At 40.9% G+C, this 13,272-nt stretch carries 16 protein-coding genes; 15 read left to right on the top strand and 1 reads right to left on the bottom strand.

All coding sequences use genetic code 11. From position 1 onward, the window contains the following. Window positions 1-157 precede the first annotated feature (157 nt). The 13 genes from BMX69_RS11435 (at window position 158) to BMX69_RS11370 (ending at window position 10,379) form a co-directional block, all read left to right on the top strand. On the top strand, window positions 158-1,120 hold the full coding sequence (locus BMX69_RS11435; protein ID WP_100042401.1) for a helix-turn-helix transcriptional regulator: 963 nt from the start codon (window positions 158-160) through the stop codon (window positions 1,118-1,120). An 80-nt stretch (window positions 1,121-1,200) separates the two neighbouring features. Next, complete coding sequence (locus BMX69_RS11430; RefSeq protein ID WP_025233860.1) at window positions 1,201-1,716, top strand: VOC family protein; 516 nt, start codon at window positions 1,201-1,203, stop codon at window positions 1,714-1,716. 48 nt (window positions 1,717-1,764) lie between these two features. Further along, window positions 1,765-2,775, top strand: coding sequence for a GNAT family N-acetyltransferase (locus tag BMX69_RS11425; RefSeq protein WP_054791565.1), 1,011 nt, complete (start codon window positions 1,765-1,767; stop codon window positions 2,773-2,775). Between the two features lie 132 nt (window positions 2,776-2,907). Next, window positions 2,908-3,600, top strand: coding sequence for an aspartate/glutamate racemase family protein (locus BMX69_RS11420; RefSeq protein WP_054791564.1), 693 nt, complete (start codon window positions 2,908-2,910; stop codon window positions 3,598-3,600). Window positions 3,601-3,626: 26 nt separating this feature from the next. Then, window positions 3,627-3,962: a metallophosphoesterase family protein gene (locus BMX69_RS11415; protein ID WP_054791563.1), complete on the top strand. Its 336-nt coding sequence runs from the start codon at window positions 3,627-3,629 to the stop codon at window positions 3,960-3,962. 65 nt (window positions 3,963-4,027) lie between these two features. Then, window positions 4,028-4,450 carry a GNAT family N-acetyltransferase gene (locus BMX69_RS11410; protein ID WP_174715217.1) on the top strand — a complete coding sequence of 141 codons (423 nt, stop codon included), beginning with the start codon at window positions 4,028-4,030 and terminating at the stop codon, window positions 4,448-4,450. A 60-nt stretch (window positions 4,451-4,510) separates the two neighbouring features. Then, on the top strand, window positions 4,511-4,981 hold the full coding sequence (locus tag BMX69_RS11405) for a pyridoxamine 5'-phosphate oxidase family protein (protein WP_054791562.1): 471 nt from the start codon (window positions 4,511-4,513) through the stop codon (window positions 4,979-4,981). Between the two features lie 49 nt (window positions 4,982-5,030). Next, on the top strand, window positions 5,031-5,759 hold the full coding sequence (locus BMX69_RS11400; RefSeq protein WP_054791561.1) for an MBL fold metallo-hydrolase: 729 nt from the start codon (window positions 5,031-5,033) through the stop codon (window positions 5,757-5,759). A 176-nt stretch (window positions 5,760-5,935) separates the two neighbouring features. After that, on the top strand, window positions 5,936-6,340 hold the full coding sequence (locus BMX69_RS11395) for a VOC family protein (protein ID WP_100042400.1): 405 nt from the start codon (window positions 5,936-5,938) through the stop codon (window positions 6,338-6,340). 313 nt (window positions 6,341-6,653) lie between these two features. Then, window positions 6,654-7,190, top strand: a complete 537-nt coding sequence (locus tag BMX69_RS11385; RefSeq protein ID WP_025233853.1) for a hypothetical protein — start codon at window positions 6,654-6,656, stop codon at window positions 7,188-7,190. 49 nt (window positions 7,191-7,239) lie between these two features. Continuing rightward, window positions 7,240-8,601 carry an MBOAT family O-acyltransferase gene (locus BMX69_RS11380; RefSeq protein ID WP_330387716.1) on the top strand — a complete coding sequence of 454 codons (1,362 nt, stop codon included), beginning with the start codon at window positions 7,240-7,242 and terminating at the stop codon, window positions 8,599-8,601. An 11-nt stretch (window positions 8,602-8,612) separates the two neighbouring features. Then, the gene (locus BMX69_RS11375; RefSeq protein ID WP_054791782.1) at window positions 8,613-9,719 is read left to right on the top strand and encodes a DHHW family protein; all 1,107 of its coding nucleotides are present in this window, start codon (window positions 8,613-8,615) and stop codon (window positions 9,717-9,719) included. A gap of 63 nt (window positions 9,720-9,782) precedes the next feature. After that, window positions 9,783-10,379, top strand: a complete 597-nt coding sequence (locus tag BMX69_RS11370; protein ID WP_100042399.1) for a DNA-3-methyladenine glycosylase — start codon at window positions 9,783-9,785, stop codon at window positions 10,377-10,379. Between the two features lie 196 nt (window positions 10,380-10,575). On the opposite strand, the gene BMX69_RS11365 is transcribed toward BMX69_RS11370, so the two are convergent. Continuing rightward, on the bottom strand, window positions 10,576-11,307 hold the full coding sequence (locus BMX69_RS11365; protein ID WP_054791780.1) for a class I SAM-dependent methyltransferase: 732 nt from the start codon (window positions 11,305-11,307) through the stop codon (window positions 10,576-10,578). A 364-nt stretch (window positions 11,308-11,671) separates the two neighbouring features. Between BMX69_RS11365 and BMX69_RS11360 the strand changes: the two genes are divergently transcribed. Continuing rightward, window positions 11,672-12,247 carry an NUDIX hydrolase gene (locus BMX69_RS11360; RefSeq protein WP_242941408.1) on the top strand — a complete coding sequence of 192 codons (576 nt, stop codon included), beginning with the start codon at window positions 11,672-11,674 and terminating at the stop codon, window positions 12,245-12,247. Window positions 12,248-12,301: 54 nt separating this feature from the next. Continuing rightward, window positions 12,302-13,252 (top strand): peptide-methionine (R)-S-oxide reductase MsrB, encoded by a 951-nt coding sequence (msrB, locus tag BMX69_RS11355; RefSeq protein WP_100042397.1) that lies wholly within the window; start codon window positions 12,302-12,304, stop codon window positions 13,250-13,252. Window positions 13,253-13,272: the final 20 nt, after the last annotated feature.

Raw genomic sequence — 13,272 nt, 5'->3', positions numbered from 1 at the left:
GTTCTCATGGACGTGTGCATAAGGCGAACGCTGTACAGAAATTGATTTTCTGATTGTAATTTTAATGTTTATTGTGTAAATTAATTACAGAAGATAAATATCTTAGCATGCAGTTCTGATAATGAATGGGAAACATAGGAGAAAATGAGGTCAAACAATGTCAAAAAACGATAATATGCTGGCAATTCTCTGGATGCTGAATTCAGGGACAAAAATTACTGCAAAACAAATAGCGGAAAGACTGGAGATCAATATACGGACTGTTTACCGCTATATTGATTCACTTTGTGCCAGCGGGGTACCGATCGTATCCGATGCAGGCCAGAATGGCGGATATAGTCTGCTGAATGATTTTATCAATGCGCCCTTATTTTTTGATGTTGATGAACAAAAGGCCATTCTCCATGCAGCAGTATTTGCAAAAGAAGCGGGGTACCCTTTTAATGAGGCATTAAACAGGGCAACGGAAAAGTTGAAAATGTATTCCAACCGGGAACAGGAACGCATTCTCAATCGCCATTTAACCGGTTTTGAAGTGATAAGCCGCGAGATCGACTCTTCCGTTAAGCCGAAATTGGTAGAAATAGAGCGGGCTGTGGCAAATGAGTATTCCGTGGAAATTGAATACCGTACAAGCCGTGAAGAAGAATCCAGACAAAGGGTCATTGATCCTTACGGCGTAATATACTGGAACAATAAATGGTATACCATTGGATTTTGCCACTTGAGAAATGAAATCCGCAGCTTTCGTGCGGAACGGATATTACAGATAAATCGGACACAAATGACTTTTAAACGTCCGGAAGCCTTTTCCGCCAAAGAACTCTTCTTACAAAATCTTTTGCCTGACCTGGCAAATAAGGACAGGGTGGTTTCCGTCGTGATCAGGGGCAGGGCAGAGGCCTTGGATGATTTGAGCATTCACTGGTATTTAGGACATCATCTGAAAGAGAGAACTCCAAATCAGGCTGTCTTTTTACTTGATGAAAGAGTAATGAATGGATATGTGCCTTATTTTCTCTTATCCTATGGGAGAGCCATTGAGATCATAGAGCCTGAGAGCTTGAAGAAAAGGCTGGCAGACATTGCGTCGGAGCTAATGGAATATTATCAAATTTAACGATAATACTGACAGTAGCTGTCAGTGTAGATGATATATAATAAACCCTTATTGATGATTTGTATTAAGGAGGAAGAGCAATGGCAAAATATATGGGTGCAACAGGAGATCATACGAATAATGGTATGCCGAATGGGTTTACGTCCATAACACCATTTATCGTAGTAAATAACCCCTCAGAAGCAATTAAGTTTTATCAGTCCGTATTCCATGCAAGGGTTAAGGACAGCACGGAATTTTCCGATGAAAGCGGCAATAGTATCATTGTTCATGCAGAGCTGGATTTTGGTAACGGCTTTTTGCAGCTGGGAGCGGCGAATCCGGCTTATCAGCTGGTTTTACCGCCAGGAGAGGATAATGCCTGCTATTCTTTGGCAATTTATGTTTCCGATGTTGATGAGGTGTTTGATCATGCGGTGGCAAAAGGAGCTAAAGTCCGGGAGCCTGTTACGAACTTTGTGTCAGGGGATCGGTTTGGAAGTATTCTGGATCCATTTGGAGTGAGATGGTCCATTATGACCAGGATCGAGGATTTATCAGAAGAAGAAAGCAGCCGGAGAGTAGAAGAATGGGCAAAAAGTATGAATAAGGAATAGATCGCGGATACAATCCGTAATGTAAGTTCCGTGGGAGGAGGAGGAGATATGAAATTTTGTGAATTCAGGCAAATCAGTTATGATGATGTGCAAGCTATGGTTGACCTGTTGATGTGCAGGCAAAATCTTGAGAGCAATGAATTCCCATCTTTAAGAAACAGCTGTCTCAATACAGAATATATCAAGGATTCCCTTGAAAAACTATTCATAAATAGTAAAGCAATTGGGATAGGGGCATTTGTTAATGATGAACTGGTCGGCTATATAGTAGGAAGGATAAAGATTGACCATGAAAGAGGCAGGCATGTCTGGGTGCCTTATGAAGGGATCGCAGTGAGGAGGGACCAGCCCTCAGAACTTATTAGAACTCTTTATGCAAAAGTTTCCAACCTGTGGATCGAACAAGGCTGCTTTCACCATTATGCATTAATACCTCTTGGAAGCAAGATGTATTATGAGGCTTTCCTTGGGCTGAGCTTTTCGATTCAGCAAGTGCATGGGATAATGAATATTGGAGATTACAATCTATTTGAAACTGCATCTGATGCAGAAATCAGACTCGCCAATAAAGCGGATAGGGAAGCAATGGGGAGAATGTCTGGAATCATCTTTTCCTATCAAAATTCTGCGCCTGTCTTTGAACCAGCCTTACCTGAGATTGTAGTGAGAATTAGGGAAGGATACAAAGGGCTTGCAGAGGATGAGGAAGCAATGATCCTCATTGCGGAAAAAGACAGGAAGGAATTGGGATTTCAGGTATACGAACCCGTTATTCCGGATTTAATGACGCCTGATGATGGAGTGGAGCTAAGTATCGCAGGCATTTACCCGACCCAAATGAGAAGTGGCGTTGGGAAGAAATTAATGAATGAAGGCAGCAGGCTGGTAAAAGAAAAAGGGTATCAGAGAATCATAACTGATTGGAGGATAACCAATCTTGCCTCTTCAACATTTTGGCCAAAGTGCGGATTTAAGCCTATGGCTTATAGAATGGTTCGATATATTGATAATAATTTCACATGGGCAAACTTCAACAATCCGAGTTTGAAGGAGTTGTAGGGCTGGCGGCTTTCATAAAAGCCGCCTCTTTTTTTGATCCAATATAACTCAGCCCGTCCATCAATAAAGCCAAAGACAATAGAAGATAATTATGATATGATATCAATAAATAATTAGGGGGAGGAAACAAACATGAAAACAATAGGACTGATTGGCGGAATGAGTTGGGAAAGCACGGTTACTTACTATAGAATTTTGAATGAAACAGTGAAAAAGGAGCTGGGAGGATTACATTCGGCGAAAGTGCTTTTATATAGTGTGGATTTTTCTGAAATAGAGAAGTGCCAGGCAGACGGTGACTGGGATAAAAGTGCTGTTATTTTAACAGCGGCTGCCAAACGTCTTGAAACAGCAGGGGCGGACTTTATTTTGATCTGTACAAATACAATGCACAAGGTAGTTCCCCAGATCCAAAGCAGCATTCATATTCCTGTCATTCATATAGCGGAGGCTACGGCAGATGAATTAAAGCTTCACAATATTACAAAAGTCGCTTTGCTGGGTACCAAATATACCATGACTCAGGATTTTTATAAAGAAAAGCTAGAGAATGCAGGAGTTACGGTCCTTGTTCCAGATGAAGACGAAATTGAAATTGTGAATGATGTGATTTATAATGAATTGTGTTTGGGAATTATTTCAGAGGCATCGAAAGAAAAATACCTCAGCATTATTCATGGCCTTGCAGAACAAGGTGCACAGGGAGTTATTCTCGGCTGTACCGAAATCGGTCTGCTGATACAGCAAAGGGATCTGGAATTACCAGTTTTTGATACTGCACAAATTCATGCAGTCAGGGCTGCAAAGCTATCCATAGAAGAATAAATGCCGATATAAGGAGGTAATTATAAATGGATCTTGCAGTACTATCAGATATACATGGTAACTACATTGCTTTGGAAAAATGTGTGGAATACGCATTGTCAAGAGGCGTAAAAACCTTTGCTCTTTTAGGAGATTATGTTGGTGAATTGGCATATCCTGAAAAGACAATGAAAATGATTTTTGAAATGGCTGAAAACTATAACTGCTATTTCATCAGAGGTAATAAAGAAGATTATTGGATCGTAGTATTGAAAAGGGCTATGGCATTATGTGAAGCTGAAACCGGTACTTGCATATGGCCAGATATTCCCGAAATATATTGGAGACAAGCAGTAGAAGAAATTTTAGTAAAAGCAAATTAAAGTTTGATTCAACAATCAGGCGTAAACGATTCTATTATATAGAGAGAAAGTTGAGAGAGGAAAAAATGGATATACAGATAGTATATGAAGCTCCGAAAGCCCAGGATTACATAAGTCTTCGGTTACGTGCCGGAATGAATAATAAAGATTTGGAAAGAAGCAAAATTGCTTTAAAAAATTCTTTGTTTACCGTTTCTCTTTATGATAAAGAAAAACTGATCGGTTTTGGCAGAGTAGTTGGGGATGGGGGCATCACCTACGTCGTAAGTGATATTATGGTTGATGGAGAATACCGGCGGAGAGGTTATGCGGAACAAATTATGCAGGCCATTGACCGTTACTTTGAAGAGAACACACATGAGGACAGTTATATTTGCCTGATCGCAAATTGCCCTGCTGACCTGCTGTACAATAAGCATCGATTTGAATACTTGCCGGATAACAGATGTGGAATGCTTCGAAACCAGAGTAAAGAGAACAGTAATTGATACATGCCGCTATTAGAATAATGCAACTACATATCAGCATTTGATTAGAGGATTAAAAGCATGAGAAGAAAAGACAGAGAAGTAATAGATAACGTGAAAATCAATGAAATCATTTCGTCATGCCACTGCTGCAGACTGGGTTTTTATGATGACGGAGAGGTGTATATTGTTCCGTTGAATTTTGGATTTAAAGAAAATGATGGGCAAAGAACATTCTATTTCCATAGTGCCAAGGAAGGCAGAAAAATTGATTTAATTTACAAAAACCATACGGTTGGGTTTGAACTGGATGCAAATTATGAACTCATAAAAGGGGAGACAGCATGTAAGCATTCTGCCCGTTTTCAGAGTATTATCGGATCAGGGGATATCAAATTTATTGAAGAACCAGAAGAAAAGAAAGCAGCCCTGCAAACCATTATGCTTCATAATACAGGAAAAGAAGATTGGGAGTTTCCTGATGCAATGCTTCAGGCAGTCGGTGTTTTTAAGGTGGAAGTAAAAACGCTTTCCTGTAAAGAGCACTTATAATATTTTTAAGCCGGATTCGCAAAATACAAATATGACAGGAGAATTTTTAATGGAATTTAGACAACTAACAGATCGTGTGTATTACAGCATGTTTGATAAAGCGGCCGACAGGCCGGTTCTCGGGTATGTAAAAGGACAGAAGCATTCTTTCATGATAGACGCAGGCAATTCCCAAAAGCATGTTGAATTATTTTATGAAGCTCTGTGCAAAGAAGGATTAGAAAAACCAGGCATTACTGCGGTCACTCATTGGCATTGGGATCATACATTTGGTATGCATGCGGTGGAAGGGATCACAATCGCTCATAAAAAAACAAATGCTAAATTAGCGGAAATGGCGAAGTGGGAATGGACGGATGTGGAAATGAAAAAAAGACTGGAAGCAAAAGTAGAAATTGAATTTGCTGATACAAGTATCCGTACAGAATATCCCCTTCTTTCAGAGATACAAGTGGTAACCTCCGATCTTTCTTTTGAAGAATCCATGGAAATTGATCTGGGAGATATAACTGCGGAACTTTATCATGTGGAATCTCCTCACAGTGAGGATTGTGTCTGTATCCTGATACCTCAGGAAAGAATATTATTCATCGGAGATGCGGTTGGGGTTGATTATTATGACAACTGCTTCTTAGATAAAGAGAAACTACGTTCATTAATTACATGGATAGAAGGATTTGATTTTGATATTTGTGTCATGGGACATGCCGAACCAATGAGTAAGGAAAATATCCTCCATATCATGCATTCTCTTATGGAACGCCAGGAAAACGTATGATAATCAAAAGCTGCATAAGTTATACTTATGCGGCTTTTTACATGAAATGTAAAGTTTATTTAAGAAAATCGTTGCTTTGCGAGAGTTTGTTTTCATGGTATATTTAAAACGAGAAAGTAAAAAATAACAATGATCATTAAAATTACTTGATACAAATAAAAACAGGAGGTTTTACTATGCTAGGTCATTATTTGATGTTTGATAGAAACTGCGAAGAGGCAATTAAAACTTATGAAAAAGCATTTAACGGTACGATAACTGAGATGCGGAAATATAGTGACATGCCGCCAAACCCCGCTTTCCCTATTCCCGAAGAAAACAAAAATCTGGTTCTGCATGCCCGACTTCAGATTGATGGCATGGAAATTATGTGTGCCGACAGCTCTGAGAAAAGCACAAAAGGTAATAATATGTATGTTTCCATTACGACCAAGGATGAGGCGCTTGTGAAAGGTGCCTGGGATCTTTTAAAGAAGGGTGGTGAGATCTATATGGATCTTAGTCCATCATTTTTTGCAGCATTACATGGATCCTTACAGGATAAATATGGCGTAAACTGGATGTTTACGGCTTTAAAATAGTTACTGGTCTGAATCGGCAAAGAACTATTATATTCAACTCAAGTCTGGAGGGTAACACCAGGAGAGCCATTGACTTTCATGAGGGAGAGGAAGTGGACGAGGAGGCGTTTCAGGAGCTGATCCTGGCCGCCGTCGCCTTGAACCAGTCAGGCAAGAAGAAATAATCTTTCTGGCTATCTTAAAATCAGAATCGTCCTCAAACAGGACGATTTTTATTTTAAAGAAGATAGAATTTAGCCGGTAATGCAGCACTTGGGTACCCGATGAGAAATCTATACTGATTTAATGAAAATAAAGGAGATCGTTTATAAAGATGAGAAATAAGATATCAGCAATTTTTATATTAGTGGCAATGTTTATGGTTTTAGTTACCGGATGCAAGAAGACAGAGGGCGGGGGTAATATGCCGGAGGCTCTGAAAGGAGATTTGACCTCAATCATTGGTACAATTTACGAAAAAGCAAAGGTTGATTTAAGCCTGGGAAATACACCCATTGATTTAACAAATAAGGATATGGTGAAATATAATATGGGCCTTGACGATGCTTCTAAAGTAAAGGAAGCTGTTGTGTCCGAGGCGATGATCGGTTCACAGGCCTATTCCCTCGTACTTGCCCGTGTAAATAATGCAGCTGATGCAGAAGCAGTTGCAAAGGATATGCTTAATGGGATTGATCAGAGGAAGTGGATTTGTGTTATGGCAGATGACCTCCAGATTGTTACCTACAATGATTTGATCATGCTTGTTATGGTTGATTCCAATTTAAAGGACGCAGTAACCTCCCAGCAGGTTGCAGATGCCTTTAAGGAAATGTGCGGTGCAGATTTCGACCTTAAGTTATCTAAATAGTGACAGCATGGTATTTTCAAGCATAACATTTTTATATTATTTTTTGCCTTTGGTTATTGGCGTATACTTTGTATGTCCGAAGAAGCTGAAAAACGGTGTATTGCTTTTTTCTTCCCTCATATTTTATGGTTGGGGAGAGCCGAAATACATCATATTTATGGTCCTTTCCATAGTGGTGAATTACATTCTTGGTTTGCTCATCGAGCAATACTCCGTTTCTGCATGGGGGAAGAGATGGCTCCTAGTTTCGGTGGTCTTTTCCCTGGGAATGCTGGGGTATTTTAAATATGTGGATTTTTTTATAGCAAACATCAATTCCATGACCGGATTATCAGTCCCTTTGCTGAACGTAGTTCTTCCCATTGGCATCAGCTTTTATACGTTTCAAATTCTCAGCTATACCATTGATGTTTACCGAAAAAACACAAAGGCCCAGAAGAATCTGTTATCATTGGCCACTTATGTGGCCTTCTTTCCTCAGCTGATCGCAGGTCCCATTGTTAGATATACTGATATCGCACAGGCTCTTGACAGAAGGGAGCACAGTCTTTTAAAAGCCCGCATTGGAATACGCAGGTTCTTATTTGGAATTTCAAAAAAGGTACTGATCGCCAATACACTTGGAGAATTGTGCAAAGACTTTGCAGATTCTCCGGAACGAAATGTTTTATTCTACTGGCTTTATGCAGTGGCCTTTACTTTACAGATTTACTTTGACTTTTCCGGATACAGTGATATGGCAATCGGTTTAGGCAAGATATTTGGCTTTGATTTTCAGGAGAATTTCAATTATCCGTTTATTTCCCAAAGCATTACTGAATTCTGGCGCAGGTGGCATATGTCCCTTGGAACCTGGTTCAGGGATTATTTATACATTCCCTTAGGAGGAAACCGCGTTGGCAGGATGCGCTGGCTCTTTAATATCTTTTTGGTATGGATGCTGACCGGCTTATGGCACGGCGCTGCATGGAATTTTGTCATATGGGGAATGTTATTTGCTGTTCTCCTGATGATTGAGAAGCTGTGGCTTGGCAGTTTCTTAAAGAAAATGCCGGAAAGCATTTCTCATTTGTATGTCATGCTTCTTGTAATCATAAGCTTCGTCATATTTGATGCGCCTGATCTGAGTACATCAGCTGAACGGCTTCGTTCCATGTTCGGAATGAGCGGATTGCCGCTTACAGGAGTCCAGTCCGCCTATTATTTAAGAAGCTATTTTATCATATTTGTGATAGCCATAACCGGAAGTACTGATTTGCCAAAGAGAATCATCGGCAGAATCCGCAAAACACCATTTGGAGCGATTGCCCTTACTTGGGCAGAGCCTGTGGTATGCGTGGTGATGCTTTTGCTGACAACGGCATATTTAATCGATGCTTCCTTTAATCCATTTCTGTATTTTCGCTTTTAAGGAGGGCAGGAATGAAAAATAGAAAAACAAATCGGATGATCGTGATTTTGGTAGGAACGGTATGGGTTCTTCTGGCGCTTTCTTCCTGGCTTTCACCAACACAGGAAATATCAGCCAGTGAAAGAAGAAAGCTTGCCGGGTTTCCGGAATTTACCCTTAAAAGCCTTACCACGGCAGATTTTATGGAGGGCTTTGAGCAATATGCCAAAGACCAGTTCCCCGGCCGCTTTTTATACCGTACCATAAAAGCGTATGTCAAGTTTTATCCATTGGGTCAGAAAGATAATAACGGCATCTATATTCAGGATGGCTGCGCCGTAAAAATGGAATACCCCTTGAATGAAGCTTCCATTCAAAAAGCGGCGGAAAAGTTCCGGTTTCTGTATGATAAATATATGGCTGGGAAAGACGTAAAAACGTATCTTACCATTGTTCCTGACAAGGGGTATTTTCTCTCCCAGGCAAATGGCTATCCCTCCATGGATTACCAGAAGCTGTTTGAAATGATGAAGGCGGATACAGAGTTTGCGAAGTATATAGATCTATCGGATATATTGGAAATCGAAGATTATTATAAGACAGATATTCACTGGAAGCAGGAGAGGATTACTAAGGCTGCGGATAAAATCCTTAATGCATTAGGAGAAGAGAAGGAGAGCACCGGGCAATATAAGGAAATCGAAGTGGAGAAACCATTTTACGGAGTATATTATGGGCATTCTGCCCTTCCCATGAAACCGGACAAACTGAAATACCTTACCAGTGACCTCATAGATGCCTGTACCGTGTATAATTGGGAGACAGGAAAAACTACAGCCGTGTATGATACCCAAAAGCTTACAGGAAATGATCCGTATGATGTATATTTATCCGGTGCGGCGGCCCTTTTGGAAATCACCAATCCAAATGTAAAAAACGGAAAAGAGCTGGTGATATTCCGGGATTCCTTTGGAAGCAGCCTGGCAACCCTTTTGCTTGACGGGTATTCCAAAGTGACCATGGTTGATATCCGTTACATTGCCAGTGATTTGGTCGGCGATTATATTACCTTTGATGATCAGGATGTGCTTTTTGTATACAGTACTTCGGTACTGAATTCCAGTGCAATGTTCAAATAGGGCGGATGATAGTCTGCTTTTAAAAATTCATCGTTGCTATCATACGAAAGGAAGGCTGAGGGGATGAAAAAACTAGACAGAGAATTCTATAATAGGGATTCTGTCCTGGTTGCCAGGGAACTATTGGGGAAGGTGCTTGTCCACGAGATTGAGGGACAGAGACTCGCTGTTAAGATCATAGAGGCAGAGGCATATATGGGCGTTGAAGATAAGGCTGCCCATTCTTACGGCGGAAAGAGGACACCAAGGGTGGAAGTGATGTATGGAGATCCCGGTCATGCTTATATGTTTCTTATCTATGGGATGTACTGCTGCTTCAATGTGGTAACAAGGGAGAAGGGGATTCCACAGGCAGTTTTAATAAGGGCTGCTGAACCATTGGAGGGAATCCAGTGGATGGCGCAGCAAAGATATGGAAAGCCTTATGAGGAGTTGTCTAAAAGCCAGTTAAAGGGCTTTACAAACGGGCCGGGAAAGCTGTGTAAGGCATTATCCATGGACCGAAGCCATAACGGCATAGACCTGTGCGGTGATCAGATATATCTTGAAAAGGGCACAGGAGAGAACTTTCATGTTATAGCCACAAAACGTGTGGGAATTGACTACGCTGAGGAAGCTAAAGACTACCTTTGGCGGTTTTATATAGAAGGGTGCCTGTAGGTGCTTTAAAATAAGCAGTGCAATATTTTCGCATAATATCATAAATATTTAGCGTATACAGGTGAGAAGGTATACGCTATTTTTGTACGCTCCCACAAAAAACAACAGAAAATGAAATTGCTTCTTGATTTTTAACAAACCAAAAAGCAATAAGCCGGCATTCTGAAGAGCCTGTAAAGCAGGACTCTTGTAACGGTTACTTTTTTCTTGCTGAAATGATCAGCATCATAGGCCTGCGAAGCTCATTTACCATGCCTTCCACGGTTTGAAGCAGATGCTTAGATGGCTGAGGCTCCACTACACCGGTTAATTCAAAGCCTGCCTGTATCAAACCATTCAAATAGGTGGTAAGGGTCTTATGATATTTCGTAACATTTTCTCCAAGGAAACTGGCCTGTCTCTGTCCCTCGAAAAAGTAATTGTCAACCGGATAATGAAGGATCGTTCCGGCTTCATCGTAATACCATTCCTGACTGCCATTCGCTGTAAAAACCGGATGCTCCACAGAAAAGACAAAATCTCCTCCCTTTACAAGGCAGCAGGATACCTTTTCAACAATCTGTTCAAAAGATTCCAGATAGTGGAACGCAAGAGAGCTGATGACTGCATCAAATGAATTTTCGCTGAACCATATCTCTTCGATTGGCATGTGATGATAACAGATTTTATCACTTGTCTTTTCCTTTGCTACTGCAAGCATTTTTTCGGAAATGTCTATACCTGTGACAGCTCTGGCCCCATGCTCTATGGCATACTGACAATGCCAGCCGAATCCACAGCCTAAATCCAGCACCCGCTTGTCTTTGAATTCAGGCAGCATTGATTCAAGAGTTTTCCATTCCCCAGCTCCGGCAAGCCCTTTTGTTGAGCGGTCCATTTGGCTGTATTTTTCAAAGAATGCTTTGTTATCGTAAGGATTCTGTTTCATTGTTGATGTCTCCTCCTCCTGCCACTTTCATCGCATATCCCCATGGATAAGTTTCTTTTTTTAGTTTTAAAGGGATTATAGCACAATAATACGAAAAAAGCTTTAAAATTCCGAACATAAATCATGGGTAGCCATACATTTTTCCTATATCATTCTGCCGGTCTGACACATGGAAAAATAGGATGAATATATAGTATATAAGTAGGAATTACTATTGTTATTATATAAGATTTAGTGTAAAATTTATATAGCATTTATCCCGTGGTTTTGGGGATCGGTCCATGCCCGGACTGATTAGCAAAACCACAAGCGGAAGGAGGCCATTATTCTGGAGAAAGAACAATTTTCAATCCGGCGTCCCGGAATGATCGGAGAAGAAAAATTCAGGCAGTATGCGGTTCTGATTCCCCTGATCCATATTTCAGGGGTTACTTACCTGCTATTTGAAAAAAGATCCAATGAGTTAAAGCGGCAGCCGGGAGAGATTTGTTTTCCAGGCGGAAAGCTCGAAGCGGGGGAATCCCTTCAGGAATGTGCGGTACGTGAGACTGTTGAAGAACTGAACATATTGCCGCAGCAGATTGAGGTGATGGGACCGGGAGATATCTATCTGTCACCCTTTAACTTAATGATCCATCCTTTTATAGGAGTTATAAGTGATTATCAGGACACATTCAGCAGAGATGAAGTAGAAGAGGTCATAAAAATACCACTGGATTTTTTCCGCAGTCAGGAACCGGAGAGATTTGTGAGTAAACTGATTTCTGAGCCGCCGGAGGATTTTCCGTATGAATGGATTCCGGGAGGGGTAAAATACCCTTGGGCTAAAGGAACTTATGACGTCTTGTTTTATAAATATGAAGACTGGATCATATGGGGTATGACAGCTCTGATCGTAAAGTCAGCGGTGAAGCTGATGGAAGAATATCAAATCATTTGATTCCTTGACAGAGAAAAAGGCAGTTTTTTATACTTTTAAAGAGAGGTGTTTTCTATGAAGAAAGAAATTTATCTGGCAGGCGGCTGCTTTTGGGGAACAGAAAAGTATCTGGAAAATATCCCGGGCATCCTGTTTACAGAGGTGGGATATGCCAATGGCAGTACTGAGAATCCAACTTACAAGGAAGTATGCAGCCATGATACCGGGCATGCAGAAGCGGTGAAGGTGGAATACGACGACAGCATCATAGGTCTTACCTATTTGCTGCAGCTTTATTATGATGTGATCAATCCCATAAGCGTGAACCGCCAGGGAGGCGATGTTGGTTCCCAGTACCGGACAGGTATCTATTTCACGGATGACAGGGATGAGGCGGTGATCCAGGATTCGATCAATGAGCTTCAGAAAAAATATAAAGAAAAAATAGCAATTGAAGTGAAACCTCTTTCCTGTTACTACCGGGCAGAGGAGTACCATCAGAAATATCTGAACAAAAACCCAGGCGGATACTGCCATATTGGTGCCGATAAATTTGAAAAGGCAAAGAAGGCGGAGGATAAAAGCAAAAAATACGGAAAAAGAAAAACGGAAGAACTGAAAGAAAACTTAACGAGCCTGCAGTTTGAAGTAACACAGAACAGTGCAACGGAGCCTCCCTTTCAAAATGAATTTTTTGATAAATTCGAAGAGGGAATTTATGTAGATATTACAACAGGGGAGCCGCTTTTTATGTCAACTGATAAATTTGAGTCAGGATGCGGCTGGCCAAGCTTTTCTAAGCCGATTGACTCTGAGATTATTAAAACCCATGAGGACCGGAGCTTTGGAAGGATCCGTACGGAAGTGAGGAGCAAGCTGGGAGATGCCCATCTGGGTCATGTATTTGACGATGGTCCAATGGACCGCGGAGGACTGCGTTATTGCATTAACAGCGCTTCCTTAAGGTTTGTTCCCAAAGAAGAGATGGAGAAAGAAGGATACGGAGATTATTTGAAGCTGTTTTAATGGCAGGACTGAAATAAAAA

The sequence above is a fragment of the Lacrimispora sphenoides JCM 1415 genome (assembly GCF_900105615.1).
GTDB lineage: Bacteria > Bacillota > Clostridia > Lachnospirales > Lachnospiraceae > Lacrimispora > Lacrimispora sphenoides.
The sequence above is the reverse complement of the archived record's forward strand: the minus strand, read 5'-3'. Positions and strand labels throughout refer to the sequence as shown.